Source organism: Pseudoalteromonas sp. A22, assembly GCF_018141345.1.
Taxonomy (GTDB): Bacteria; Pseudomonadota; Gammaproteobacteria; order Enterobacterales; family Alteromonadaceae; genus Pseudoalteromonas; species Pseudoalteromonas maricaloris.
In genome coordinates this window covers 2249567-2275840 of record NZ_CP047238.1, presented here as the reverse complement: position 1 = coordinate 2275840, position 26274 = coordinate 2249567, and the positions used below count along the sequence as shown (strand labels likewise).

Here is a 26274-nt window from a genome sequence, read left to right as displayed (position 1 = left end):
CACTCCTAGCGACTTTCGTTGAATAGCTCACGTCCGATAAGCATACGGCGGATCTCAGACGTACCAGCGCCAATTTCATATAGCTTGGCATCGCGAAGTAGTCGACCTGTAGGATATTCATTGATATAACCGTTTCCGCCTAGTAGCTGAATGGCATCAAGTGCAAGTTTGGTTGCAAGTTCTGCGGCATACAAAATTGCACCAGCAGCATCTTTACGTGTGGTTTCGCCACGGTCACAGGCTTTCGCCACGGTATAAACGTATGAGCGTGCGGCGTTCATTTGCGTGTACATGTCAGCAACTTTGCCCTGCACCAGCTGGAATTCACCGATGGATTGGTTAAATTGTTTACGCTCGTGAATATAAGGTACTACCACATCCATACAAGCCTGCATAATACCAAGCGGACCGCCTGCCAATACCACACGCTCGTAGTCTAGGCCACTCATGAGTACCTTAACGCCTTCGTTGTATTCGCCAAGGATGTTTTCTGCAGGTACTTCGCAGTTTTCGAATACCAGCTCACAGGTGTTTGAACCACGCATTCCAAGTTTGTCTAACTTTTGTGCCGTTGAAAAACCAGGGAAGCTTTTTTCGACGATAAAGGCCGTGATCCCGCGAGGGCCTGCATTGGTATCCGTTTTTGCGTAAATCACAAAAACGTCGGCATCTGGACCATTGGTGATCCACATTTTATTACCGTTTAGGATGAACTTGTCACCTTGCTTTTCAGCACGCAGTTTCATTGAAACCACGTCAGAGCCAGCATTGGGCTCACTCATTGCTAGTGCACCGATGTGTTCACCGCTGATAAGTTTTGGTAGATACTTTTCTTTTTGGGCTTGGTTACCGTTACGGTTAATTTGGTTTACACATAGGTTTGAGTGTGCGCCGTAGCTTAAGCCAATTGATGCACTCGCACGGCTTATCTCTTCCATTGCGATAACGTGTTCAAGATAACCCATGTTTGAGCCGCCAAATTCTTCAGCGACGGTGATCCCAAGTAGGCCCATTTCGCCAAACTTTGGCCACATTTCGTTTGGAAATGCATTTTCTTGATCTGTTTTTTCAGCAAGTGGGGCAATTTCACTGGTCGCAAAGCTATTGACATGATCACGGATCATGTCTGCTGTTTCGCCTAGTCCAAAGTTTAATTCTTTATATAAAGATACTGTGCTCATCGGTATTCATCCTGTTGTGAGAGTTTATTTTTCGAGCTCGTGTAGGGTGTCGCGACAACGGCGCTCAGCCGTCACCAGTTCCATTAAGACAACTTTAATGTCGTCCATCTGTTGGCTTAAGTCGGCTTTTTTCTCTTCAATGAGTTGCAACATGGTTTTAAGTTGCTTTTCGCTCGATTTGTCGGCGTCGTAAAGCTCAAATAGTCGGCCAGTTTCAGCAAGTGTAAAACCAAGACGTTTTCCGCGAAGGATCAGTTTTAATCGAACTTTGTCACGTTTTGAGTAAATACGCGTTTGTCCTTGGCGCTTAGGAGAAAGGAGTCCTTGGTCTTCGTAAAAACGAATACTGCGAGTAGTAATATCAAATTCTTTAGCTAACTCGCTGATTGAATAGGTAGGTTCATTAATTTCTTGCATTTTTATTTACACTTACAACGTCACTGATTAGACCAATATAAGTGAAGTTTACGTAAAGGTAAAGTAAGAATAGCAGATCCTTCTTTAGTCTTATAAAAGGAATAATCTGTCCGTTCGAATTGTCATCAAATCTTCATTACAGCCAGAGAAAATAAGCCTTGGAAACAAATTTGTGCAAGTTAGCTTTACACTTTCACTGATCTCGTTTGGCTTGATTTTAGATTTACGTTGGCGTAAACGTAAATATTATGTATGCTCGAATACAGAGTTAATTTTTAACAAGCCCGAGATTGGCTTGTAAACAGGAGTTTTGCAATGAGTAACGAAGCTGTTGTCATCGTCGCTGCTAAGCGTACACCAATGGGTGGCTTTATGGGAAGCCTATCTGACGCAACCGCGACAGACTTAGGTGCGACTGCAATTAAAGCAGTAATGAATGAAACAGGTCTTAGTGACGCGAGTATAGACGAAGTTATCATGGGCTGTGTCTTACCAGCAGGCCTTGGTCAAGCGCCAGCGCGTCAAGCGATGCTAAATGCAGGGTTAGCACGCTCGACGGGAGCGACGACAATTAACAAGGTGTGCGGCTCGGGTCTAAAAGCGGCGATGTTCGCGCATGATCTCATCCGCTCAGGTAGCATTAATTCTGCTATCGCTGGCGGCATGGAAAGCATGACTAACTCACCTTACTTTATTCCAAAAGCCCGTGGCGGAATGCGCATGGGTCATGGCGAAATCAAAGACCATATGATGGCTGATGGCTTAGAAGATGCTTATGACAATAAAGCGATGGGTTGTTTCGCACAAGCTACCGCTGATGAATATGGCATTACCCGCGAGCACATGGATGAATTTGCACTTGGCTCACTAAGTAAAGCAAACGCCGCAATCGAAAATGGCAGCTTTGGCAATGAAATTGCCCCTCATGTGATGAGTACGCGTAAGGGGGATGTTGAGGTTAATACTGACGAGCAACCAGGTAACGCGCGTCCAGACAAAATTCCATCACTTCGTCCAGCATTTAAAAAAGACGGCACTATCACTGCTGCCAACTCCTCGTCTATTTCTGACGGTGCAGCAGCGCTGATTTTAATGAGTGAATCAGAAGCGAAAAAGCACGGTTTGACACCTCTTTGTAAGATTGTTGCCCATGCAACTCATTCACAAGCTCCCGCTGAATTTACCGTGGCACCAGTCGGTGCGATGAATAAGCTGCTTGAAAAAGCAGGTTGGTCGACAGCAGACGTTGACCTTTGGGAAATCAACGAAGCGTTTGCCATGGTGACTATGTTGGCTATCAACGAAATGCAGTTAGATAGCAACAAAGTCAACGTCAACGGTGGTGCTTGTGCACTAGGTCACCCAATCGGTGCAAGCGGTGCACGCATCTTAGTTACACTTATCCATGCACTAAAAAACCGCGGCTTATCAAAAGGCGTAGCGTCACTATGTATCGGTGGTGGTGAAGCTGTAGCGCTCGCGGTAGAAGTGTAAGTTACTGCAATTTATTTCGTTCAAGGGGCGCTGCGTTTTCCATAATTCTAATCATTCACGCAGCGCATAAACTCGTTTTATGGGGAGGAGTGCTTCATGCACCAAGTACCTTTATACATCAACGGTGAATTTTCACAGTCTCAGTCTGACAAATGGTTAGACGTTGTTAATCCGGCTAATCAAGAAGTATTAGCAAAAGTACCTTGTGCTACTAACGAAGAAGTACAAGCTGCAATTCATTCAGCTCAAGAAGCATTTAAAACGTGGCGTAATGTTCCGGTAACTGAGCGTGCGCGAATTATGATGCGTTATGCAGCGCTTCTTAAAGAGCATCAAGAAGAAATCGCAACCATCATTTGCCATGAATTAGGCAAAACTTTTGAAGATGCGAAAGGTGATGTATGGCGTGGTATTGAAGTGGTTGAGCAAGCATGTAATGCCCCTTCAATGATGATGGGCGAGACGGTAGAAAACGTTGCCCGAAATATCGACACCTATTCATATACCCAACCGCTAGGCGTTTGTGCGGGTATTACGCCATTTAACTTCCCAGCGATGATCCCGCTGTGGATGTTCCCAATGGCAATTGTATGCGGTAACACCTTTGTACTTAAGCCATCAGAGCAAGATCCACTAACGCCAATGCGCTTGGTTGAATTGTTTGAAGAAGCTGGTGCGCCAAAAGGCGTACTACAGGTAGTACACGGTAGTAAGGATCAGGTTGACCAAATCCTTGAAGCGCCGGAAATTCGCGCGATTTCTTTCGTAGGTTCTTGTGGTGTTGGTCAGTACATTTACAGCAAAGGTACGCAAAATCTCAAACGCGTTCAAGCGTGTGTTGGTGCGAAAAACCACATGGTTATTATGCCCGATGCGAAAAAAGAACAAGTGATCAATAACCTAGTTGGCTCTTCGGTCGGTGCGGGTGGTCAGCGTTGTATGGGGATCTCAGTTGCTGTGTTTGTTGGGCAATCACAACAGTGGGTAGAGGAACTAAAAGACGCAATGGCGAAGGTTCGTCCTGGCGTTTGGGATGATCCTGAAGCCGCTTATGGTCCGCAAACGACGCCGCAGGCTAAAGCGCGCATTCTGTCGCTGATCGACAGTGGTAAGCAGCAAGGCGCAACGTGTTTGCTAGACGGTTCTGATTTTACAGTTGAGGGTTATGAAAATGGTAATTGGGTAGGTCCAACCCTGTTTTCAAATGTCACAACTGAAATGGATATCTACAAAGAAGAAATCTTTGGCCCAGTCCTTTGCTGTGTCTTTGTCGATAGTTTAGATGAAGCAATTACGCTTATTAATAACAACCCATACGGTAACGGTACCTCATTATTCACTGCAAGCGGTGGCGCAGCACGTAAGTTCCAGCGTGAAATCGAAGTGGGTCAGGTAGGCATTAATATTCCTATTCCTGTGCCATTGCCGTTCTTTTCATTTACCGGTTGGAAGAATTCATTCTACGGCGACCAACACACCTATGGTAAGCAAGGCGTGCGTTTCTATACAGAAACCAAAACAATTACCTCACGTTGGTTTGACGATGAGGCTGTCAGTGGTCCAAATATGAGTATCAACCTTAGATAACTCATATTGCATAGCGTGCTCTGCAGGGGGAGCACGCTATTTTTTACCAAAACGATAAGAATTACCGACACACATTCAGGGTGTCAGAACAGCAAGAGAGGTCTAGCGTGGACTTTAACCTAAACGAAGATCAACAAGCATTTGCCGATATGGCGCACCAATTTGCAATGAGCGAGCTTGCTCCACATGCTGCAAAATGGGATCAAGAGCACATTTTTCCAAAAGACGTAATTCAAAAAGCAGGTGAGCTTGGTTTTTGCGGTCTATATACGCCAGAAGAGGCAGGTGGTCTGGGTTTATCTCGCCTTGACTCAAGTATTATTTTTGAACAACTTTCTATGGGTTGTACAGCAACCACCGCCATGTTGACTATTCATAACATGGCAACGTGGATGATAGCGAGCTTTGCAACGGAAGAAACCAAAGCGAAATATATGGATCAGTTAGTAACAGGTGAGCTTCTGGCTTCTTACTGTCTAACAGAGCCTGGTTCTGGCTCTGATGCCGCATCGCTGAAAACAAAAGCAATAAAAGAAGGCGACGAGTACGTTTTGTCTGGCTCTAAGATGTTTATCTCAGGTGCAGGTGAAACCGACGTATTGGTGGTAATGGCAAGAACCGGTGAGGCTGGTCCAAAAGGTATTTCGGCCTTTGTTGTACCTGCCGATGCTGATGGCGTTATTTATGGCAAAGCAGAAGAAAAAATGGGTTGGAACGCTCAACCTACGCGCCTTATCACGCTTGAAAATGTCCGTATCCCAGCTGCCAACCTACTAGGCCAAGAAGGCGAAGGCTTCAAATTTGCGATGCAAGGCCTTGATGGTGGTCGTATTAACATTGCAACTTGCTCGATTGGTACAGCCCAGCAGGCGCTCAATACCGCCAAGCAGTATATGCAAGAGCGTTCTCAGTTTGGTAAACCGTTAGCAGCGTTCCAAGCACTGCAATTTAAAATTGCAGATATGAATACAGAACTTGTGGCTGCGCGCCAAATGGTTCGACTTGCGGCATTTAAACTGGATAGCAACGACCCAGAAAAGACCACTTATTGTGCAATGGCGAAGCGTTTTGCCACTGATGTAGGCACTAAGGTGTGTGATGATGCACTGCAAATTCATGGTGGTTACGGGTATATCAAAGAATATCCACTTGAACGTCATTTACGTGACGTACGTGTTCATCAGATCCTTGAAGGTACAAACGAAATCATGCGTGTAATTATTGCACGTCGGATCTTAGCTGAAGGCGCGGCAAGCGTCCTATAAGGAGAGTATCATGACTGCACAATTAAAACTCGAAAAACAAGGCCATACTGCCGTTGTTACTATGTCAAATCCACCCGCGAATACGTGGACAAAAGACACACTAATTGCACTTAAAAATCTAGTAATCGAATTGAATGCAGATAAAGAAATCTATTCGTTAGTGATCACTGGCGAAGGTGAAAAGTTCTTTTCAGCAGGTGCAGATCTAAACGTATTTGCCGACGGCGACAAAGGAGTCGCTGCGGATATGTCTCGAGTATTTGGCGAAGCGTTCGAAACACTCAGCGACTTTAGAGGCGTATCAATTGCTGCTATCAATGGTTTTGCAATGGGTGGCGGTTTAGAAGTAGCACTAGCATGCGATATCCGCATTGCCGAAGTTCAAGCACAAATGGCACTCCCTGAGGCGAAAGTAGGGTTGTTACCTTGTGCTGGCGGCACACAAAACTTGTCTTGGCTTGTGGGTGAAGGCTGGGCAAAACGTATGATTTTATGCGGTGAGCGCTTAAAAGCTGATAAAGCACAGCAAATTGGCTTAGTTGAAGAAGTGGTCGAGCAGGGTAAAGCACTGGAAGCTGCGCTCGAACTTGCTAAGAAAGTAGAAGATCAAAGTCCAGTTGCGGTCACGGCTTGTAAGGCTCTCATTCAAAAAGGCCGCACTGGCACTATCAATAGCGCATTGCCACTTGAACGCGAACTTTTCGTAACACTATTCGATACGCAAGATCAAAAAGAAGGCGTAAACGCGTTTTTAGAGAAGCGTAAAGCGAATTGGGTAAATGGCTAATGATTGAATTTGAGCTAATAAATCACGAAGAGGCGCCGGTTATATTCGAACAGGCAACGTGCCATAACGGGATGAAAATAGCGCTGGCGACATTAAATGTACCAAAAGCGTTAAATGCCTTAAACCTCGATATGATCCGTTTGCTCGCGCCACAACTAGACGCTTGGGCAAACGACCCACAAATAGCAATGGTTATGCTAAAAGGTGCTGGAGAGAAGGCGTTTTGTGCCGGCGGCGATGTCGTGAGTTTATATCGCGAAATGTCGTCTGATACGAGTAACGCATTAATCGAAACCTTTTTCAGTGAAGAGTACCGGTTAGATTATCAAATCCATAACTATGATAAGCCAATCCTACTATGGGGTAATGGCATCATCATGGGTGGTGGATTGGGCTTAACGGCTGGCGCAAGCCATAAAGTGATGACCGAAACGTCGCGCATCGCGATGCCGGAAATCACCATTGGTTTATACCCTGATGTGGGTGGGAGCTATTTCCTCAATAAGATGCCAAAGGGCGTTGGACTATTCTTGGGTCTCACTGCTGCAAACATTAACGCTGCGGATGCCAAGCTGGTTGGGCTCGCCGACCATTTTATGGACTCAGAAAAGCTGAGCTTACTGTTACAAAACCTAGTTGAAGTGAACTGGGGCAAAACCAATGTATTAAATCATGAAAAGCTTACTCAGTTGCTGTTGTCACTAGATGAAGCGTCTCATGCGCCGCCAAAAAGCGAAATTAAACCGCTTATCAAAGTGTTCGAAGCGCTTGATGAGAAAGATACTTTATCAGAGCAGGTTGAGTTTATTTTGGCGTTGGATAGCACTGACAACAAATGGCTAAGCAAGGCACAGGCTGCATTAAAGCATGGTTCACCATTAAGTGCTGCATTGGTTAAAGCTCAGCTCACTAGAAGTGCAGGCAAAACACTAAGAGACTGTTTTAAGCAGGAATTAGGAATGTCGGTAACGGCTGGCGAGTTTGGTGAGTTTCAAGAAGGTGTTCGTGCGTTGCTTATTGATAAAGATGGCAAGCCAAATTGGCGATTTAAATCTGTCGCCGAAGTTATAGACGACGCGGTAGAACGCTTTTTTGCACCTCGCTGGGATGAAAACGATCACCCATTGCGTGACTTATAAGGAGTGACTTAAATGGCACAAGTAGGATTTATCGGCTTAGGTAATATGGGTGGTCCAATGGCCATTAACCTATTAAAGGCTGGCCACCAAGTATGTGTATTCGATTTGAACCCTGAAGCCGTTGCGACGCTTGAAGCAAGTGGCGCGACGAAAGCGACGGTTGTGAGCGATGTATGTCGCGAAGCCGATTATGTGATCAGTATGCTGCCTGCAGGCAAACATGTTCGAGCAGTGTATACCGGCGATGACGGATTAATTAATTACCTTAGTAAAAACACACAAGTAATTGATTGCTCGACCATTGATGCTGAATCAGCTCAGTTTGTTGGCAACAAGTTGGCAGAATCGGGTATTTCATTTGTCGATGCGCCCGTGTCTGGCGGTGTGGCAGGTGCAGCGGCCGGTACCTTAACTTTTATTGTCGGCGGTAATAAAGCAGACTTTGAACGTGCGCATGTGGTACTGACCAATATGGGTAAGAATATCTTCCATGCTGGAGATATTGGTGCCGGACAAGTTGCTAAGATATGTAACAATATGCTGTTATCAATACTTATGGCAGGCACAAGTGAAGCGCTGCAAATGGGTGTAGATCATGGCTTAGATCCTAAGGTATTGAGCGAAATTATGCTAAACAGCTCTGGTCGTAACTGGACGCTCGAGCTATACAACCCATGTCCTGATGTACTAGAAAATGTGCCTTCTTCGAACGGTTATAAGCCGGGCTTTATGGTTGATTTAATGGCTAAAGATCTTGGCCTTGCGATGCAATCTGCGCAGCAAACGAATTCTGCGACGCCCATGGGGGCGCTAGCGAAGAATCTGTATAACTTGATGCAAAATCAAGGCAAAGGCAGTGAAGACTTTAGTGCGATTTTTAAGCTTTATTCAGAGAAATAGGACACTATGGATATTAACAATAAAACAGTTGTGATCACCGGTGGTGCGCAAGGCTTAGGTCTTGCTATGGCGACTGAAATGGCAAAGCATGGGGCAAAACTTGCCCTGATTGATATGCAAGAAGACGTTTTAGCAGAAGCGAAGCACGAACTTGCTCAATTAGGTACGCAAGTTAACACGTATGTCGCTAATGTTAGTCAAGAATCAGACGTCGAAAATGTGTTTAATGCCATCGTAAATGACTTCGGTGATATTTCGGTATTAATAAATAATGCGGGTATTTTGCGTGACGGTTTGCTACTCAAAGCAAAAGATGGGCAAGTCATCGATAAAATGTCGCTTTCGCAATTTCAATCCGTTATTGATGTCAATCTCACAGGTGTTTTCCTGTGCGGCCGCGAAGCTGCTGTCAAAATGGTCGAAGCGGGTAACGGTGGCGTGATCATTAATATGTCGAGCGTTGCGCGCGCTGGTAATATGGGACAAACCAATTATTCAGCGGCAAAGTCTGGTGTCGTTGCGATGACTACTAGTTGGGCTAAAGAATTAGGTCGTTTTGGTATTCGCGTGGGCGCAATTGCACCAGGTGTGATCCGTACAAAAATGACGGATGCAATGAAGCCTGAAGCCAAAGAGCGCCTAGTGAAAATGAAGCCGATAGGGCGTCTGGGTGAAGCGCAAGAAATTGCCCATACAGCAAAATATATCATTGAAAATGATTTCTTTACGGGACGTGTCGTTGAGATTGACGGCGGCATTCGCCTGTAATGAAAAAATAGGCTTGGTTTTACAACGTGTAGTCCAAGTTCCTACTTGAGTGTGTGAAGCGGCAATGCATATTGCCGCTTTTTTATTTAAAAGACCCTAAATGCTTGAGGAGAAGTGCTTGAAGTTATCTGGAATACATCACGTTGCTGTTATTTGTTCTGACTACCAAAGATCAAAGGTATTTTATACCGAAGTACTTGGGTTGCACGTACTCCGTGAGAACTATCGAAAAGATAGAGCGTCCTATAAATTAGATCTTGCGCTGCCTGATGGGAGCCAGATTGAGTTGTTTTCGTTTCCAAATCCTCCAAAACGACCCTCACATCCAGAGGCGCAAGGACTGAGACATTTAGCATTTAGCGTATCGGATATTGATGCTTGTATTGCACACCTCGTGCAGAATCAAGTTGCTGTAGAGCCTGTTCGAATAGATGAATATACAGGCAAACGGTTTACCTTTTTCAGCGACCCTGATGGTTTGCCGCTGGAGCTTTATGAGCAATGTTAAGATGATAACTACTTTAAAAGGGCTAAATTATGTATGAGATGTTAGTGGCGATGGAAATTCATAACAGCGAGCGATATGCCAAATATCGTGAGGCGATGAAGCCAATCTTAAGACAATATGGTGGTGGATTTAGTAACGATTTTCATATTGCAGAAACCTTGCTAACAGAGGGACGGTGCCAAGCTAATCGACTTTTTACCATATATTTTCCTGATCAAGCTTCAATGGAGTCCTTCTTCAGTGATGCTGAATATGTAGAGATAAAGGCGCGATACTTTGAAGATAGCGTCAGTGGGTTTGATATTTTGGCGAGCTACATTAGGTAAGGCTAAAACAAGGAGCAAAATTGGGTAAAGTTTATTCTATGTGGGTCGATAACGTTTAATAACTCCGCGGTAAATTGAATTTGTAACAAGGATATAGGTTATGAATATAAGACCACCATATCAAATGAATAACGGCAATGTTGTAAACTCAACATCGTCAGAAAAACTACATGAAAAGGTCAGAGAAGTTGCGACAAATAGGGCCGACGATGAGCCCAATCAATTACCTAGTTCAGACAATGAATTAACTATTGATTTTTCTTACACACAATCACCAGTCACATACAGTAAAGAATTTTTTCTCAACCTAGACCTCAGCATGATTGGGCTTAAGCGCTATGGGATTCATCGAGAGCATATGGGGACGGATGAAAATGGCCATATTTATAAAGATACCTATGGTGATTTTGAAGGAAGAGAGAAAATTGACGAATTTCTAGCTATTTTCGATCGTTTGGACGAAGAACAAAAAATAAAGTTTTCCCACTTTAAACCAACTGAAGCACTTCTTGATGTTGCTAACAGATTAACTGATGAAGAGCTTGGACAGCTCACCGATTTTATTGTCGAGTCGTTGACTATCAACTTACTGGATCAAAAAAAGGATGATTATTCTACCAAGCTAATAAATAAGCTTAGCAATATGTCAGATGAGGTATTACAAGATACGGTGAAGACCATGTCTAAGCTGATGGAGCAAGCTGACAATAAAGTCTTCGCTGAACCAAATTTACCAGCTTATCTGCTTGATAAAGACGGCCATGCTGATTTCGATTTAAATGTAAGAGGTTTAGGCTTTTTTGAAGATGTAAACGCGTATGGTGACATGAACAACCAATTATTAAATGACTATGCAAAATTTGTCATTGATAACAAATTCTCAGACGGTGATCTTTTAGATCTGAACGCGCATTTAGCAAATTCTGATTTTGATACGAGTCGTGGCATATTAGATATGGCAACTTTGGTTAAGGCAAATGACCGAACTACTTTTATAGAAATGTTAAACGAAGTGGATACGCGGGAGCCGAATAACCTGTTCGCAAGATTGAGCAAACTCAATTACGAAAATGAGAATACAGAATACTTTAGAACTGACAATCGAGAATACGTTAAATTTAAAGGTGCACCAGCTGACGATAACGAAAAAAGTAGGTTATACAATCAGCTGATAAAAGCCTATGAAAATCAGGGACTCGGTTGGATGAATGACGTAATGGAGCAGTCAGAAGGTATGCCTGTGCGAGCTGAGCTCAATATGTGGCTATCTATTTTAGAAGATGTTGAAGAAAACCCCGATGCGTTTAAACGCTCAGACTCTGTTGAAACTTGGATGGAGCGCAATTTATCTGGAATTGTAAATGACTACTATCAAGGCATAAAAGAAAAGGTATTTGCGCATAATGAGGAACTAGATAACTTTCTCAATATGTCTATGCTTGAAAGAATTGAACTCGATACAATTAAACTTGACGAACAAACTTCTACAGCTGAATAGAGAAAGATCTATTACATCCCAAATATTGTTCTACACTTAATTAAGAACGAAACAAGCTTGTTAATTCAAAGGCTTGTTTCGAGGTGAGTCTTGACTATATAACGCAGCAACTTTGTTAAGGGAGAGTTTAATGCGCGGCGTGATATTTAGAGGTTTAGAAGAATTAGTTGTAGAAGCGATTGGCATGCAAGCTTGGGATGAGTTACTCGAAGCACATGCACCCGAGGGAAGGGTCTATGTTTCCCCTACATCCTACCCAGATGCAGAGCTATTTGCGTTAGCACAAGGCGTTGCTGACAAATTGAATAAGCCATTGACAGATGTATTGGCCATTTTCGGGCAGTCGTTATTTGGATTTTTGGCGGAAAAGCACAAAGGTATCTCGTCAAAATTTGCGTCGTTTGAAGAGTTGGTTTTATCTATCGATAGCGTGATACACATGGAGGTAAAAAAGCTCTACGATGAGCCGAATCTCCCCTCTATTGCGGCGATAGTGAAAGATGACAAAACTATCGTATTAGAGTATTGCTCGAATCGTAAATTGTGTTTTTGTGCGGAAGGGCTACTTTATGGTGCCGCCCAATTTTACAGTCGCAAACTAAAAATTGAACATCCACAGTGCATGCACAGCGGCGCTAAACATTGCGTACTCATTCTGCATTTGGATTAATTCGATGTCTGAATATAACGACTATAAAAAGGCGTATCTAAGAGAGCGTCGTGCACGTGATGAAGTCGAGTCATTACTTGAAGAGAAAACGCGTGCGTTATATTTGGCTAACCAAACACTTGAACGTCAATTAGCGCAGCTTAAGAATCAACAAGCTGTATTAATAAACAACGAACGTATGGCGACGTTAGGGACACTATCTGCAGGCGTTGCACATGAATTAAATAACCCGCTGGCATATGTGGCGGGGAACCTTGAGTCACTTAATTACTATATCTCGCCAATCTTGCAGTTGCTTGAGACAGTAAAATTACTTGAGCGAAATGAATTGAGAGGAGAACAATTGGAAGCTCGCCTTATTGATATATATTTAAGGCAACGTATTGACGAAATTACGAATGATTTGCCGGATCTCGTTCATGACACGCTGCATGGCTGCGAGCGAATTAAAACCATAGTAAACGATTTAATGAATTTCTCCCGCTCCAATAACGATAGTTTCGGTAGGGCGTCTCTAAAGTCTATTGTTGAAGACACACTTCGTTTACTTCATGGGCAACTTAAGGGATACGAGCTAACCGTCGCGGTCGAAGATGTGCCAACTATCTTTTGCAAGGTGGGAGCGCTAAAACAAGCTATCATCAATCTGCTGGTGAATGCTAAATATGCGGTAGACATGAGCCATAAATCGCATAAATCAATAGAAGTGCTACTCGCACCGGGTAACGATCAAGATATTATCTTAAGCGTTAGCGACAACGGAATTGGAATTGATGCTGATGTGCTTCCTAGATTGTTCGATCCTTTCTTTACGACTAAGCCTGTCGGCGAAGGTACAGGCATGGGACTTGCCGTTACTCATGCGATTGTAAAAGAGCACAAAGGGAAAATAGATGTTCAGAGTCAAGAAGGAGTGGGTAGTCAGTTTACTATTTCCTTTCCTTTGGAGCAGTGAGAAGCTTGCACCTGTCCCCACTTTGTAATACGTTAATCGACTAAATTAGACATATTATCAGTGATTTTCATCTGAGGTTTTGAGCCTCATCTTTTAATTGGATACTTAAACGTAATAGGGAAATTATGACGATTGAAATGAAAGTACCCGTGTTGCCTGAGTTAATAGATACTGCAAAAATTGCAACACTCTATGTAGCTGAAGGACATCAAGTTGCAAAAGATCAAGTCTTATGTGATATCGAAACGAGTAAGGTCGTATTGGAGCTACGAGCGCCAGAAGCCAGCCGTATCGGTAAAATAGTGGTGAGCGAAGGCGATGTTTTGAAAACTGATGCGCTTATTATGTCAATCACTCCGGATCCAGAATTAAACCACTTAGTTGCACTTGAATCGAAGAGAGTTCATCAGCTGCTCAGTAATGAAGACATCACTACTGACCACGAGTTGAAAGGAAAAGGCAATATTGACGTGCAGATCGATGTATTACCCGATTTTGTCGAGAGTGCAACGGTTATTGAAATCTATGTTAAAGAAGGAGATATGGTTGCTTGTGGCGATAGGCTTTGTGATGTTTATACTGACAAGGCCATCCTTGAAGTTTGTGCTCCCAATGATGGCGTAGTGTGCGATTTTATCAAAAAGCTTGAGCAAGCAGTCGTTGCAGGTGAAACGATCGTCACTTTGTATCACCCCGAGTATATTGCGCCTGAGACTACACTTCCTGAATCGAAAGAAGATAATACTGATACCTTAATAGCTCAAGTATTGTTAGATCCAGCTTTGGATAATGAACCTTCTACGCTGGTCGAGCTTAATAGGCCTTCTCATCAGGCTACATGTGATAGTTTAGAAGCGCATAAAGACATAGCTACAGTCGAAGCAACCGATAGCACGGTTATTGACACACAGCTTAAAAATGAATCTCCCTCTCTTAGTACTCAAACTGGCGATAGCTATGTTGATTTAACAAATGACCATGTTGGTCCAGCTTCAACGGTTTTACGATCAGAGTCTGCAGTGATTGCCCATGTAAGAGAAGATTGTAGCAAAGACAGTCAAGAAGGAGGTGCTAGCTCTGGCAAAGTGTTTACGTTTGCCGCCAGTGTAATCGTTATTGCGCTGGCAGGTTATTTTTTGCTGGTATAGATTCGCGCTTGTAGCAGCTGCAAAGAAGTTAACCAGCTATTTTACTCAAAAAGGAGATTTTTAATGAGTTATAATGTCATTGCATATCAAGTTGATGCAGAAAAAGTAAAAGCGGTGTGGGGAAGTAAAGATCAGCAATTTTTGGATAGGTTTTTATCCAAATATCGAGATGAAATTGCAGAGCAAGAAGAAGAGCTGGATGTTAAGGGATATGCCGCTTGCATGGCGAATATTATAAATGGAACGAGTACAGATGAGGACGACGAAGACAACTTTATTTACGGTTATCTATATGAAATGCTGTGCCAAGAATTTGGTGAGATGGTTCGCCATGATGACTTTCTAGACATAATGGAAGATGTGACGCCATCTAATCATAAAGCATTTATTCCTATCCCCAAAAATGATGATTGGCCTGAATTCTACAGTGTCCCTCTTGAAGAATTAAAGTCGGGTCGACAGGTTTTTCTTGGTAGTGACGAGCCATATACTAACGAAACTTCCTATATAGAAACGGTGAACTTCATTTTCGATACAGCAGTTCAAAACCACAAAGCTTTGGTTTTCTTTGGTTATTGATTTGAGGTTTCAATCTACCGATTAAAATTTCTGACAATAAATACGGCGCTGTTTGGAGGTGGTCATTTAAATGTGACACAAAAGGTCGCACCACCCATATAATTTTGACATGTAACATCTAATGTGGCGTGATGTAAATCGACTACCTCTTTTACAATAGCGAGACCAAGACCACTGCCAGTCATTGATGACTGCTCTTTGCGCCAAAAACGCTCGAAGATTTTTTCATAATTTTGGATATCGATCCCAGGGCCGCTATCCATAACTTCGATACATTTTCCAGAGGCCTTTACCTTAATCTGAGCTTGCTCAGTACTGTGGCGTAGGGCATTTTCGATGAGATTCTTTATCATGATATGAATGGAGGACTGATCGCCTGTAATTATTTCTCCAGTATCATCAATTTCCAGTTCTAGCTGTTTATCCATGGTGACAGATAATGGCGCCAGCATCATACAGGCTTCTTTTGCTAACGGTACAATACTGAGCGAATGCTTTTCGTAAGCGTTAAGGCTCTGTGCACGAGACAGGTCTAACAATTGCTGTACAACACGTGTCATATAACTTACATCCGCCAAAATACCAGAGTGGGTGTGTTTATCTAACTGGGCGAGTTCAACACGGGTATTGAGAATTGCAAGCGGGGTTTTTAACTCATGGGCTGCGTTAGCAACAAATCGCTTTTGTTCATCAAAACCTGTTTCGACTCTTGCCATCGCTTGATTCAACGAATGCACAATGGGAACTATTTCAACAGGGAGACCTTGCTCACTTAGCCTAAAATTGAGTTGTTCAGGCCTTATCCTTTGTAGTTGCCCCGCAACGCTTTTCACGGGCCGAACAATAGAGCGAATAGACAGATATCCAACAACCATAAACACTAAAAATGCCGCGCTGATGATAAAAATAGAGACTTGGCTCAGTACGGGCATGACCGCTTCATTGGCAAGCTCGCCAATAAGATCATTTCTGCCCAAATCGACGAACACCGGGACGGTGTCAATGTTGGTTTCGATGCGATAACGATCAATACCATTAAGGTGAGAATATCCAAGGGGGATATCTTTAGTATCAATCAATGCTTGCAACGCCGAGGAACTACTCTCATTGGTCGTAGACTGCAGCAAAACAGTACCAGTTTGTGCGTGTGTGACGCGAAACACGAGGTTATTGTACAAAGCATCATAGCCCCATTTCTCGGCCACGCTGTCAGATTGATATATTAACTTATTCGTATTATCAAAGTAGAGTTGCTCTTGAATGTCTTCACTCATACCAACCATGCTTTGCTCAACAGCAAGATTGGCATAATTTGTGGAAAATAAATATAAACTAACACCAATCAAGCTGAATACTGCAGATCCAATAATAAAAAAATGCAGAAATATCTTTTTCGCGAGAGAAAGTTGCTTCATGTCAAAATATATCCTATACCGCGCAGTGTATTGATAGTTGTTTGTGCATTGGACGATTCTAGTTTTTTGCGGATCCTGTGCACTGCAACTTGGATTGCATTATCCGTTACTTCGAAACCCATGGCATAGATAGCATCGTAAAGTGCATCTTTGCCCACGGTTAAACCTGCATTTCGGATCATATATTCTAAAATGGCAACTTCCGTTTTCCCCATCGCTAAATTTTCACAGCCAACGGTGACACGACGTGCCTTTGTATCAACAGCAAGATTGTTATGTGATAATAGGTTTCCGGTGTAGGTACTCGGGCGACGCAGCAATGCTCGAAGTCTTGCCTTAAGCTCGTCAATCGCGAAGGGTTTATTCAGGTAGTCATCTGCACCCAAATCAAGCCCTTTGATGCGATCATCGACACTGCCACGCGCGGTGAGGATCAAAATTGGTAATCCATTTTGTTGTTTTCGAATTGAGCGAATAACCTCTAAACCATCTTTATCTGGCAAGCCTAAATCTAGTATGAGGGCATCATACTGCCAGCTTTGCATTAACTGTTCATTTTGTGCAGCAGTTGCAGCAATATCAGCGGCGTGACCATCTTGAGTAATTGCTTGCTGTATAAATGTCGCAAGCTGCTGATTATCTTCAGTGATTAGCACTCTCATTGAATTAATATTTCCTTATTTTCTGTTTCTAGTTGTGGTTTTTGAAAACGTTTACTTGATAGTAAAAACTTCAGTATAAGCGGCAATATCAGCATCGTAAGCAAAGTTGAAGTCAGCAAACCTCCAATTACTGCAAAGGCTAATGGTGGCCACAAAGGGCTTGCACTGGAAGTTAGCGGCAACATGCCAACTATGGTTGTTAATGTAGTTACTATAACAGGACGAAGACGCGTTTGTACCGATAAACAAATTGCCTGCGATAGCTCTGTGCCTTGATTTAAATGTTCAAGAGTATGCTCAATCAGCAAAATTGCGCTGTTCACTACAATACCCATAAGCGCGAGCACACCTAATATTGACATAAAGCCAAAGGGTACTCCGACGATAGATAACATAGCTGGCGCTCCTACAACGCCGAGGGGAATAGTTAGCATCACCAATATTGCTAAACGATATGAATTAAACTGCAACATTAATGCCCCAAATAACAATGCGACTCCAAAAGGAAGTGTTTGTAGTAAAGCGCCATTAGCCTGTTCTGATTCTTCCAATTCCCCGCCAAACATTAACGTCACTTGATGTTGCTGCGCGATTTTTAGGAAGGTCGGATGTAACGCTTCGAGGATTTCTTCTTCGTCACTTCCCATAGCGACATCTGCTTTTATAGACATTACAAACTTGCCATCGCGCCTTTCAATAAATGGTGGTGTGCCAATAACCTCGGCATTCAAGACCGCAAATAGGGGGATGCTTAATTGGTTGGGTAGCATGATTTGAGTATTTAAAATATCAGTACTACTTTGATTAGAAGTAGTGTCAACAATCATCAAATCTATCGGTTCGAAATTATAATCAAGAGTTGTTACTTTTAGTCCAGAGCTACGCCATGCTATATATTCGGCAATATCGCTGCGTGCTAAACCCAAGGCTGATAAGGTAAGTTGCTGAGCTTCTAAGTTAATGGTAGGAGCGCCCAAACTATAATTACGATATGGGGAAGTGATTTTAGGGTGCTGTCTGAGGTGCATAAGCATAGCTTCAGCGCTTGCGAATAGAGCATTGCGGTCATTGCCACTCAACCTCAACTCAATCGGGCTCTCAATAGGAGGCCCTTGCCCGAGCTCACGGGCGTTGATTAAGATTTCAGGAAATTGCTTGTTTAAATTACTATCGATGAAGCGCGAAAATTCAGGCGGGTTAACATCATCCTGCAACGTTAATACAACTCGAGCAATATGGGATTCATTTGGTTTTTGTGCAAGGTTATAGTAGAACCTTGGACCTGAAAAGCCGCTAAATACCATCGCTTTGCTGACTTCAGGATACTGAAGGGCATACTCGGCGATTTGATTTGCTGTCTTGGTTGTTGCTTCTATGTGGCTAGCTAACGGCAATTGGACGTCGATATAAATCTGATTGCGGTTAGCATTTGGGAAGAACTTGCCGTTGGCATTGGGTAGCGAAAGTAAAGTGCATAGCATGGCAGTAGCGGCCACAATCGTGTATACGGGATGTTGTAATGTTTTATGAGCTAGCTGATAGCCAAATGTTGAAAGTTTCTGAGTAACGGTTTCCTGCCACCTTACTAGCCAAGGGATGGAAATAGGGAAATAAACAAACAGTACAGGAAGCAGTAGTAGTGTTGCAACATAACTCAATGAGATGCAGATGATAACGAGCACTGGAATAGTAGCAATGAAATCAGCGACACTGCCTTTTGCCAATAGCATGGGAACGAATGCTGCGATAGTAGTCATTGTTGCCGCCGCAAGCGGTTTTTTCAATTCGTTCACAGAGTGCGTCAAGGCAGATCTCATCGTAAACCCTTTGCTGCGTAAATAACTCAGGCGCTCAGCTACGATAATGCAATTATCAACCATCAAGCCCAATGAGAGTACCAAGCCAGCAATGGTCATTTGGTGAATAACGCCATCGAAAGTAATAAATAACGCAAGTGACGAAAACACGATAGCGGGTAGGGTTAAACTGATAACAATCGCACTTTGTACCGAAAGAAATAGTAATAAAACAACGCAAATAGCGACACAGCTTTGAATTAGAGAATTTACTAATCCTTCACGGCGTTTTTGAGACCAGTCGGGCTGGAAAATCTCAATTTTAATGGGAGCATCTGTAAATCGTGCATTAATGTCGGCGATAGCTTGTTTAATAGTATTTCCAGCATCAGCGATATTATGCTGGTTGGGCGGTAGAGATAATGCAATACCGATGACTCGTTGACCATTTTTCCAAAATTGCTCGCTTGAAGCTGGGGCAGTCCGGTAGCCAATATCAGCGATAGTGCTGAGTGGGATTTTTGACCCGTCAGGTGTTGTTATTTGTACGTCTTTTAACTGAGCGTCGTTACGCAGGTGATTGACAGGCAATAGCGATAGCGCACTTAGATTTTGCGACAATACGCCAAGGCTATCTTGCTGATTGGCATCCCGTAGCTGTTTTGCAATCTCTGCTGGCGAGAGGCCAAAAGCGAGCATTCGCTCTTGAGAATAGGAAATTGCCAATTCAAGCCCGGGGTCGCCTACTAGCGAGGCACTTCTCACAACGTCGAGATACTCAAGCTCATCGCGTACTTCGAGGGCGAGCTTTCTATCTGCTGTTAATCCTTTTCCCGTGCGCACGGTTAAGACTATCCCTTGAGTATCTTGTGCTCGATCTATTACATAGAATTGGCTATCAACTAAGCTTGCCCCCAGTGGTGCTACATCATCTTTGATGCGTTGCCAAACTAAAGCGGTATTATACACTTGCTCTTTAAGCTCAATATCGATAACAGCACTTCCAGCTTTTATCCGTGCGTGTATGGTATTAATCTCATCAATTTTTGCTAAACGTCGCTCAAGTGGCTTAACAACGACATCATTGAGTTGAGTGACACTAGCACTTGGATTTACAATTTGAATAAAGCCATTTCGATAGGGGAAGCTGGGGTCCTCCTGACTTTTTGCTTTAAACCAGCCTACAATACCTGTGAATACAAGCAGCAGAGTTAGCCCGAGTACTAGACGTGGAGTGAGATAATTAGATGGGAGAAGCTTATCCATGAACTTCCTCCTGTAACCTATTGATAGGTCTGCCAGTAATGCTTGTAAATAAGCGCTGCTGAAGTCGGTTAAATACAAAGTGCGAGAATAGGACTAATAAGCTTCTACTTTTGTTCATGAGACTCACCTTCCAGTAGCGCCAAGTTAAAATTTAACTTAGCCTCCGATGTGATGAGTACGTTTTTACCCATCAGTTTTGGTGCTGTGACTATGACTTGGTTATCATCATTGTCAAAAATAGTCACATCGCGTCTTTGGACCTTGGGTTCAGTAACCAGCACATAGGCTTGCCCCAAGGCATCATAGTGGATTGCGTTGCTTGGCACTTTATAGAGTGGTGTATTGGTGATAGGGAGCTCAAGACGACTATGCAGGCCAACTAGTTCAGAGTCACTCACTTCCAAATCGACGATAAGTTTAAAAAGCTTACCAACGGCATTAGAGGGTAAACCTTTCTCTATAATTTTACCGCTTAGGCTTTTGCTTAGCGAAGGAATGGCTATGCGAACGGTTTGGTTAAGTTGTAAAGCAATAAATTCTTGTTCAGGGAGCTGAAATTCAGCCTTTAGCGTAGATAATGTCTGGAGTTGGAAAATTGGCTGTCCCGCAGAGACAACATCACCTGAACGAGCGTAAATATTGGTGACGATACCTTCCTTTCGAGCGAATATTTTGTTCTCATTCAGTGCATTTTTTGCCTCTTCAACCTGAGCTTGTGCTGCTTGGACTTGCTGGGTTGCAATATTAAACGCAAGCCTTGCGGACTCAAGCGCAGAATTTGCTATAAGCTTCTCCGTAAAGAGCTTTTTAGCTCGGTCGAAATCAATCTGTGTCTTTTGCTCAGTACGTTTAGAACTGGCTAGTAACGCTTGTTTTTCACGCAGCTGGGCGCTAAGTCTTGGAGAATAGAGTGACGCTAGCACGTCTCCTTTTTTAACTAATTGACCTGAGTAGGCATATAAAGACTCAATTCTCCCTTGTGACAGGGAAGCAACATAGACAACATCACTGCCTGTAATTCGACTATAAAAATGCTTCGTCGGAATAGTTGTAGCTAACTCTACAGGTACTGAAATAAGCGTCGTTGAGCGTTTTTCTGCAGTAGTCTCTAGGTTTGAAGGATCACCGCAGCCCTGAAGCGTTAAGGTGATCGTTATTATTGCTAATCTAAAAAACATACACATACCCAAGCAAAACTTGTACGTTGCCAGAGGCATCGATAAGGGGAGAATCTTTTATTTCATCACCGTAACTGGTGTAACTAACATCAGCTTTAAGCATATGATGTTTACCAAAAAACCAATCGCTTTGAATACCGACTTCGAGTGCAGTGCTGGATTCACCAAGGTAATAGGGTCGAGAACTTAATGCTTCGTTTACTCTGACACCATAGTAATAATCAACAAGGTCTTCACTTTGAAAGTTCGCAGCGATATACGGGTATACTCTGCCGTCAGCAAATCTAAATGGTACACCATAGCTTACGCTGGCTTCATAGCCTTCGTGTGTACTACTCACGTCATGCATAAACTCGAATCCAAATTCACCAAAGCTAGTATCATATTCTGCTTCAAATCCAGCATCGAAACTCATATCTCTGTCTTCCATGCCAGTAAAGAACTTGCTATCAGCTGCCTCGAATCCATCTAACCGTAATTGAGCACCCACACTGATTTCAAATTGTTCGGCTTGATATAGTTTATAGGTTGCTCTTGGCCCTAGTAGGTTGAAGTCGCCATATTGTATGGCGATGGCCGGTACAAACTCTGTTTCATTTCCAATATCTATATAACCTTGGTCCTGAGCAATAATAGCGCCGCCGATCCCCCATTTTAGCGCTTCTGATTGGGGCTGCTGTTCAGCAAACGCTGACGAACAACAAAAGAATGAAAGAGAAGTAGTGATCGTTAATAGTAATCTAGCCATAGTCAGTATTCCTTGAGTTTAAGTAATCATGTTGATGTGGCTAGAATAGAAAAAGAAACTTTCTCGAAACTTACAGCTCAGTAATTAATCATATAAACTCAAAATTCCTTCGTTCGTATTGCCGTTATGACTGCAAAAGCTTAGTATCAGGTAACTTCGCAAGCGTTTGAGTGCTTGGTGTATAAGAATCAAAACCGATTTGCTGGATAATTTGCTATGAAACGCACTGCGTAAATAACGATAAAGTAAAATGCTATTCGGTAATCTAAAAAGAATAAAAGGGCGAACAATGAGTGAAGAACAAAACCAACCGCAGCAAGAGGCGTTAACACCAGAACAACAGCAGCAAAGATCAATACAATGGCAGCGTAGCTGCGTACAAGCTGCACAAAAACATCTCGCGGATAAAGGGGTGTTACCGCAGAGTATTATTGAAAAAGAATGTCGCTACATTGAACCATTGGTTGCGCTTTGGAAAATCAAAGGTCAAAACGGCAAAAAGTATTGGGTGATCACAGGTAATCTACCAACGGATCATATTGAGGCATCAGCAGCCGCTACAGCTCGTGAAGCACTGCGCTATTTTTCATTCCATTGGCAGATGAAAGCGGAAGAAATTATGTCTGCAAAGCCAGTAGAAAAAACACAAGCCCAGTTTGCTAATCTACTAGTAAACCGAGCTCACGGTCTATATGACCTTTTCGCTAAAGACGAACTTTGGGCTAATGAAGCATCGTAAACGGATCCATCTTGAGTGATTGGATAGGGCATTTCAAGCGTTGTCTTGGAATGCCTGCTTCCATAAATACGTGACCATGTGTAGAAAATCCTGATTGTAAAAATTCGGGCACTTCATCCAAAATGCATTGGATAAAAACATCTTCAAAGCCTTTGTCTTTTGCCAAGTCAACAAGTCCCCCAATCAATGAGGCATAAGCTTCTCGATTACGGTGAGATTTGAATATCGCGATACGGCTTAACAAGCCGTCTTCACACAGTCGTCCTGTGCCAACTGGCCCATCGAATTCGTCAATAATGATTAGGTGCTCAGCAGTGATATCCTGCTGATCAAATTCAACTTCTTTAGGAATGTGAAGTTCATACACAAATACGCGTTCGCGTATCGCTTTGAGCTCCAATTTTTTGGTTTGCCAAGTTACTTTACTGATCCTATAACTCATACTGCCCCCATCTACAGATTGCACCTGCATTCCCTGTTTAGCGACAAGCTAGAGCTTGCGAAAACCTTGAAGATCAAGGCGTTCGCGGCATATTGTTGTTTTTGTGAACGCGGCTATCTTGTTCTAACAGGCTCTACTCCCAGCCCTCATCGAAGTCAGCATCGGCTGGATCACTGTCTTCAACGAAGTAGGTCCCATCATTAATCAGTTTAGTTAACGTTTGTTTAAATTCCAAACTATTTAATGCAGGAATTATTGCATTAAACTCAAACACAACATGATCGCTTAGCTGCTTTACGGCATCTAAACAATGATGGTCTAATTCATAGTTTTCACCATTAACACTGAACAAAATATGATCGTCACAGATTTGGTAAATAGCACGTACTCCACCAGCGCGATAAATCAATGGGTTATCTTTGGCGATCTCGAGAAGCTCCAGAGGATCAATTATGGGGTCTAATGGTGCGAGATCCATCTCATGTTTTGGTTCGCTGAGTGTTTTTCCAAGCCATTGACTGTATAGTGCCTTATCTTCAATTAAAGCATTGAGCAGAGACTTTATCTGCTGTTGGTCGTCGCAGGTTACTTCGCCAATAGACGCTCTAAGTTGTAATTCTGGGTCGCTAAAACGGCGTTTACCAGCTTCCATATCAATAACGTGATCAGCAAAGCTAGACAGCAAGTCTTTTTGATCAGGCGCTCTAAAGCCAACTGAGTAGTTTAAAGCATCCTCGACTGCGTAACCTTCGTGAGGACAAGCCGGTGGAATATATAAGATATCACCTGGTTCAAGGACTGCATCAATGACTGCTTCGAATTGCTCTACTTGTAATAGGCTCTTGTTGCGCGCAAATTGCTTTAGGCTGTTGTCCTGTTTGCCAACTCGCCAATGACGTTTACCTTGTCCTTGAATTATAAAGACATCATATTGATCTAAGTGTGGGCCAACGCCGCCACCAGGCGTCGAAAAGCTGATCATCAAATCGTCTATACGCCAATTTGGTATGAATCTAAACGCTTCTATTAATTGTGCGGCTTGTGGGTGCCAGTGATCAACGGCTTGAACCAATAGGGTGCTGTTGCTATCGGTGAGTAAATCAAATTGTTCAAAAGGGCCGTGATGGGCTTCCCAGTTATCATTGTGATTAGTAACTATTCGAGATTCTATGCATTCTTCAGTTGCAAGGCCGGCAAGTTCTTCTGGCTCAATTGGGTCTTCAAAGTCTCGGAATCCTTGTTTGATGAGTAATGGCTTCTTTTGCCAATACTGGGCAAGAAATTGTTCGAAGGTAAGGTCATTAATTTGCAGTTGATACATAGGGAAATTCCAGTAATAAAAAAGCGAAAGAGTGCACTCTTTCGCTTATTCTATACCAAGTAGTAAAAAGCTGGTGTCGCTTTATACTTAGTTTAGTTCGTCAATGAACGCTTCAGCACGACCGATATAGTTTGCTGGCGTCATTTCTTTCATTTGTGCTTTTACTTCATTTGGCAAGTCTAGGTTATCGATGAAGTCAGCCATGATTTCTTTGTTTACGCGTTTACCACGAGTAAGATCTTTTAGCTTTTCATATGGCTTTTCGATACCGTACTTGCGCATTACCGTTTGGATTGGCTCTGCAAGTAGTTCCCAGTTATCATCAAGCTCAGCAAGTAAACGCTCAGCATTAACCTCTAACTTGCTAACGCCTTTAAGCGTTGCTTGATACGCGATAAGCGCATAACCCATACCAACACCTAAGTTACGTAGAACCGTTGAGTCAGTTAGGTCACGTTGCCAGCGTGAGACTGGTAGCTTTTGTGCAAGATGCGCAAAGATAGCGTTAGCAATGCCAAGGTTACCTTCAGAGTTTTCAAAGTCGATAGGGTTAACTTTATGAGGCATTGTTGAAGAACCAATCTCACCAGCAATGGTTTTTTGCTTGAAGTGGTTTAGCGCGATATAACCCCAAACGTCACGGTCAAAGTCAATTAAGATAGTATTGAAGCGTGCAATCGCATCGAATAGCTCAGCGATATAGTCATGCGGTTCGATTTGCGTTGTGAATGGGTTCCAAGTCAAACCTAGGCTTGATACAAAACGTTCACTGTGTGCATGCCAATCGTAATCTGGGTAAGCGCTTAGGTGAGCATTGTAGTTACCAACGGCACCATTGATTTTACCAAGCATTTGTACGTTAGCGATTTGCTGGCGTTGACGTTGCAGACGAACATATACGTTTGCAAACTCTTTACCCATGGTTGATGGTGAAGCTGGTTGGCCGTGTGTACGAGTCATCATTGGAATTGACTTATACTCAACCGCTTTGTCTTTGATTGCGCTCAGTAGCTCATCACAGTATGGCAGTAATACCGTGTCACGCGCTTCAGTTAGCATTAGGCCATGAGAAAGGTTGTTGATGTCCTCAGAGGTACATGCAAAATGAATAAATTCATTGACGGCATTTAGCTCGGCATTGTCAGCTACTTTTTCTTTAAGAAGGTATTCTACAGCTTTAACGTCGTGGTTAGTGGTGCGCTCTATCTCTTTTACGCGTGCTGCGTCTGCTTCGCTGAAGTTTTCAACGATGCTATCAAGAAGTGCGTTGGCTTCATCGCTGAAAGCAGGTACTTCTTTAATGGCGTCGCTGCTCGCTAGCGCTTGTAGCCAACGAACTTCTACGATGACGCGGTATTTGATCAAGCCAAATTCACTGAAGATGCTTCTCAGTTCTTTGGTCTTGCTACCATAGCGACCATCCACAGGAGAGATAGCGGTTAACGCTGAAAGCTCCATAATAACTCCTAACTATTTGTTTTTTAA

At 43.1% G+C, this 26274-nt stretch carries 25 protein-coding genes; 15 read left to right on the top strand and 10 right to left on the bottom strand.

Translation table 11 applies throughout. From position 1 onward, the window contains the following. Positions 1-5: 5 nt before the first annotated feature. Both GSF04_RS14930 and GSF04_RS14925 read right to left on the bottom strand, forming a co-directional pair. A complete protein-coding gene (locus GSF04_RS14930; RefSeq protein ID WP_010378622.1) occupies positions 6-1181 on the bottom strand; it encodes an isovaleryl-CoA dehydrogenase in 1176 nt (391 codons plus the stop codon). 24 nt (positions 1182-1205) lie between these two features. Beyond that, positions 1206-1598, bottom strand: a complete 393-nt coding sequence (locus GSF04_RS14925; protein WP_099643874.1) for a MerR family DNA-binding transcriptional regulator — start codon at positions 1596-1598, stop codon at positions 1206-1208. Positions 1599-1913: 315 nt separating this feature from the next. Between GSF04_RS14925 and GSF04_RS14920 the strand changes: the two genes are divergently transcribed. The 14 genes from GSF04_RS14920 to GSF04_RS14855 all read left to right on the top strand — a co-directional run bounded on the left by GSF04_RS14920 (position 1914) and on the right by GSF04_RS14855 (position 15222). Further along, complete coding sequence (locus GSF04_RS14920) at positions 1914-3092, top strand: acetyl-CoA C-acyltransferase (protein WP_211857681.1); 1179 nt, start codon at positions 1914-1916, stop codon at positions 3090-3092. 96 nt (positions 3093-3188) lie between these two features. Further along, complete coding sequence (locus tag GSF04_RS14915; protein WP_010378628.1) at positions 3189-4679, top strand: CoA-acylating methylmalonate-semialdehyde dehydrogenase; 1491 nt, start codon at positions 3189-3191, stop codon at positions 4677-4679. Between the two features lie 107 nt (positions 4680-4786). After that, complete coding sequence (locus GSF04_RS14910) at positions 4787-5944, top strand: acyl-CoA dehydrogenase family protein (protein ID WP_010604935.1); 1158 nt, start codon at positions 4787-4789, stop codon at positions 5942-5944. Between the two features lie 10 nt (positions 5945-5954). Next, on the top strand, positions 5955-6731 hold the full coding sequence (locus GSF04_RS14905; protein WP_130164219.1) for an enoyl-CoA hydratase: 777 nt from the start codon (positions 5955-5957) through the stop codon (positions 6729-6731). Further along, entirely contained in the window at positions 6731-7870 is a 1140-nt protein-coding gene (locus tag GSF04_RS14900; protein WP_211857679.1) for an enoyl-CoA hydratase/isomerase family protein, read from the top strand. The genes GSF04_RS14905 and GSF04_RS14900 overlap by 1 nt, the downstream gene beginning before the upstream one ends. Before the next feature lie 12 nt (positions 7871-7882). Beyond that, positions 7883-8770 (top strand): 3-hydroxyisobutyrate dehydrogenase, encoded by an 888-nt coding sequence (mmsB, locus tag GSF04_RS14895; RefSeq protein ID WP_010604932.1) that lies wholly within the window; start codon positions 7883-7885, stop codon positions 8768-8770. A gap of 6 nt (positions 8771-8776) precedes the next feature. Beyond that, positions 8777-9538: an SDR family oxidoreductase gene (locus GSF04_RS14890; protein WP_211857677.1), complete on the top strand. Its 762-nt coding sequence runs from the start codon at positions 8777-8779 to the stop codon at positions 9536-9538. 118 nt (positions 9539-9656) lie between these two features. Beyond that, positions 9657-10046: a VOC family protein gene (locus GSF04_RS14885; protein ID WP_039497668.1), complete on the top strand. Its 390-nt coding sequence runs from the start codon at positions 9657-9659 to the stop codon at positions 10044-10046. A gap of 29 nt (positions 10047-10075) precedes the next feature. Next, positions 10076-10372, top strand: coding sequence for a DUF1330 domain-containing protein (locus tag GSF04_RS14880; RefSeq protein WP_039497670.1), 297 nt, complete (start codon positions 10076-10078; stop codon positions 10370-10372). Positions 10373-10472: 100 nt separating this feature from the next. Beyond that, the gene (locus GSF04_RS14875) at positions 10473-11870 is read left to right on the top strand and encodes a hypothetical protein (RefSeq protein ID WP_211857675.1); all 1398 of its coding nucleotides are present in this window, start codon (positions 10473-10475) and stop codon (positions 11868-11870) included. Between the two features lie 130 nt (positions 11871-12000). Next, a complete protein-coding gene (locus GSF04_RS14870) occupies positions 12001-12540 on the top strand; it encodes a heme NO-binding domain-containing protein (protein ID WP_039497675.1) in 540 nt (179 codons plus the stop codon). A gap of 4 nt (positions 12541-12544) precedes the next feature. Next, a complete protein-coding gene (locus tag GSF04_RS14865) occupies positions 12545-13495 on the top strand; it encodes an ATP-binding protein (RefSeq protein WP_211857673.1) in 951 nt (316 codons plus the stop codon). Positions 13496-13620: 125 nt separating this feature from the next. After that, complete coding sequence (locus tag GSF04_RS14860; RefSeq protein WP_211857671.1) at positions 13621-14643, top strand: biotin/lipoyl-containing protein; 1023 nt, start codon at positions 13621-13623, stop codon at positions 14641-14643. Between the two features lie 63 nt (positions 14644-14706). Next, positions 14707-15222 (top strand): hypothetical protein, encoded by a 516-nt coding sequence (locus GSF04_RS14855; RefSeq protein ID WP_211857669.1) that lies wholly within the window; start codon positions 14707-14709, stop codon positions 15220-15222. A gap of 62 nt (positions 15223-15284) precedes the next feature. Here GSF04_RS14855 and GSF04_RS14850 read toward each other — a convergent pair whose 3' ends face one another. From GSF04_RS14850 to GSF04_RS14830, 5 genes are all read right to left on the bottom strand, one after another. After that, a complete protein-coding gene (locus GSF04_RS14850; protein ID WP_211857666.1) occupies positions 15285-16637 on the bottom strand; it encodes an ATP-binding protein in 1353 nt (450 codons plus the stop codon). Continuing rightward, positions 16634-17299 carry a response regulator transcription factor gene (locus tag GSF04_RS14845; RefSeq protein ID WP_211857664.1) on the bottom strand — a complete coding sequence of 222 codons (666 nt, stop codon included), beginning with the start codon at positions 17297-17299 and terminating at the stop codon, positions 16634-16636. Before GSF04_RS14845 ends, GSF04_RS14850 begins: the two co-directional genes overlap by 4 nt. Then, a complete protein-coding gene (locus GSF04_RS14840; RefSeq protein ID WP_211857663.1) occupies positions 17296-20361 on the bottom strand; it encodes an efflux RND transporter permease subunit in 3066 nt (1021 codons plus the stop codon). Before GSF04_RS14840 ends, GSF04_RS14845 begins: the two co-directional genes overlap by 4 nt. Positions 20362-20465: 104 nt before the next feature. Then, positions 20466-21539 (bottom strand): efflux RND transporter periplasmic adaptor subunit, encoded by a 1074-nt coding sequence (locus GSF04_RS14835; RefSeq protein ID WP_211857662.1) that lies wholly within the window; start codon positions 21537-21539, stop codon positions 20466-20468. Then, the gene (locus GSF04_RS14830) at positions 21529-22287 is read right to left on the bottom strand and encodes a MipA/OmpV family protein (protein WP_052258383.1); all 759 of its coding nucleotides are present in this window, start codon (positions 22285-22287) and stop codon (positions 21529-21531) included. The genes GSF04_RS14835 and GSF04_RS14830 overlap by 11 nt, the downstream gene beginning before the upstream one ends. A gap of 289 nt (positions 22288-22576) precedes the next feature. On the opposite strand from GSF04_RS14830, the gene GSF04_RS14825 reads away from it, so the two are divergent. Further along, entirely contained in the window at positions 22577-23026 is a 450-nt protein-coding gene (locus GSF04_RS14825) for a DUF4826 family protein (RefSeq protein ID WP_017219474.1), read from the top strand. On the opposite strand, the gene GSF04_RS14820 is transcribed toward GSF04_RS14825, so the two are convergent. From GSF04_RS14820 to purB, 3 genes are all read right to left on the bottom strand, one after another. Then, complete coding sequence (locus tag GSF04_RS14820; RefSeq protein WP_069022474.1) at positions 23010-23468, bottom strand: GNAT family N-acetyltransferase; 459 nt, start codon at positions 23466-23468, stop codon at positions 23010-23012. The two genes, GSF04_RS14825 and GSF04_RS14820, sit on opposite strands and share 17 nt — an antisense overlap. Positions 23469-23601: 133 nt before the next feature. Further along, positions 23602-24789, bottom strand: coding sequence for a cupin domain-containing protein (locus tag GSF04_RS14815; RefSeq protein WP_211857661.1), 1188 nt, complete (start codon positions 24787-24789; stop codon positions 23602-23604). 87 nt (positions 24790-24876) lie between these two features. Beyond that, on the bottom strand, positions 24877-26247 hold the full coding sequence (gene purB, locus GSF04_RS14810) for an adenylosuccinate lyase (RefSeq protein ID WP_039497692.1): 1371 nt from the start codon (positions 26245-26247) through the stop codon (positions 24877-24879). Positions 26248-26274 lie beyond the last annotated feature (27 nt).

Excerpts from the sequence above, each read along its gene's own strand:
- GSF04_RS14930 (WP_010378622.1), bottom strand. The coding sequence starts at position 1,181 with ATGAGCACAGTATCTTTATATAAAGAATTAAACTTTGGACTAGGCGAA.
- GSF04_RS14925 (WP_099643874.1), bottom strand. The coding sequence starts at position 1,598 with ATGCAAGAAATTAATGAACCTACCTATTCAATCAGCGAGTTAGCTAAA.
- GSF04_RS14920 (WP_211857681.1), top strand. The coding sequence starts at position 1,914 with ATGAGTAACGAAGCTGTTGTCATCGTCGCTGCTAAGCGTACACCAATG.
- GSF04_RS14915 (WP_010378628.1), top strand. The coding sequence starts at position 3,189 with ATGCACCAAGTACCTTTATACATCAACGGTGAATTTTCACAGTCTCAG.
- GSF04_RS14905 (WP_130164219.1), top strand. The coding sequence starts at position 5,955 with ATGACTGCACAATTAAAACTCGAAAAACAAGGCCATACTGCCGTTGTT.
- GSF04_RS14900 (WP_211857679.1), top strand. The coding sequence starts at position 6,731 with ATGATTGAATTTGAGCTAATAAATCACGAAGAGGCGCCGGTTATATTC.
- mmsB (WP_010604932.1), top strand. The coding sequence starts at position 7,883 with ATGGCACAAGTAGGATTTATCGGCTTAGGTAATATGGGTGGTCCAATG.
- GSF04_RS14890 (WP_211857677.1), top strand. The coding sequence starts at position 8,777 with ATGGATATTAACAATAAAACAGTTGTGATCACCGGTGGTGCGCAAGGC.
- GSF04_RS14880 (WP_039497670.1), top strand. The coding sequence starts at position 10,076 with ATGTATGAGATGTTAGTGGCGATGGAAATTCATAACAGCGAGCGATAT.
- GSF04_RS14875 (WP_211857675.1), top strand. The coding sequence starts at position 10,473 with ATGAATATAAGACCACCATATCAAATGAATAACGGCAATGTTGTAAAC.
- GSF04_RS14870 (WP_039497675.1), top strand. The coding sequence starts at position 12,001 with ATGCGCGGCGTGATATTTAGAGGTTTAGAAGAATTAGTTGTAGAAGCG.
- GSF04_RS14865 (WP_211857673.1), top strand. The coding sequence starts at position 12,545 with ATGTCTGAATATAACGACTATAAAAAGGCGTATCTAAGAGAGCGTCGT.
- GSF04_RS14860 (WP_211857671.1), top strand. The coding sequence starts at position 13,621 with ATGACGATTGAAATGAAAGTACCCGTGTTGCCTGAGTTAATAGATACT.
- GSF04_RS14855 (WP_211857669.1), top strand. The coding sequence starts at position 14,707 with ATGAGTTATAATGTCATTGCATATCAAGTTGATGCAGAAAAAGTAAAA.
- GSF04_RS14850 (WP_211857666.1), bottom strand. The coding sequence starts at position 16,637 with ATGAAGCAACTTTCTCTCGCGAAAAAGATATTTCTGCATTTTTTTATT.
- GSF04_RS14845 (WP_211857664.1), bottom strand. The coding sequence starts at position 17,299 with ATGAGAGTGCTAATCACTGAAGATAATCAGCAGCTTGCGACATTTATA.
- GSF04_RS14840 (WP_211857663.1), bottom strand. The coding sequence starts at position 20,361 with ATGGATAAGCTTCTCCCATCTAATTATCTCACTCCACGTCTAGTACTC.
- GSF04_RS14835 (WP_211857662.1), bottom strand. The coding sequence starts at position 21,539 with ATGTTTTTTAGATTAGCAATAATAACGATCACCTTAACGCTTCAGGGC.
- GSF04_RS14830 (WP_052258383.1), bottom strand. The coding sequence starts at position 22,287 with ATGGCTAGATTACTATTAACGATCACTACTTCTCTTTCATTCTTTTGT.
- GSF04_RS14825 (WP_017219474.1), top strand. The coding sequence starts at position 22,577 with ATGAGTGAAGAACAAAACCAACCGCAGCAAGAGGCGTTAACACCAGAA.
- GSF04_RS14820 (WP_069022474.1), bottom strand. The coding sequence starts at position 23,468 with ATGAGTTATAGGATCAGTAAAGTAACTTGGCAAACCAAAAAATTGGAG.
- GSF04_RS14815 (WP_211857661.1), bottom strand. The coding sequence starts at position 24,789 with ATGTATCAACTGCAAATTAATGACCTTACCTTCGAACAATTTCTTGCC.
- purB (WP_039497692.1), bottom strand. The coding sequence starts at position 26,247 with ATGGAGCTTTCAGCGTTAACCGCTATCTCTCCTGTGGATGGTCGCTAT.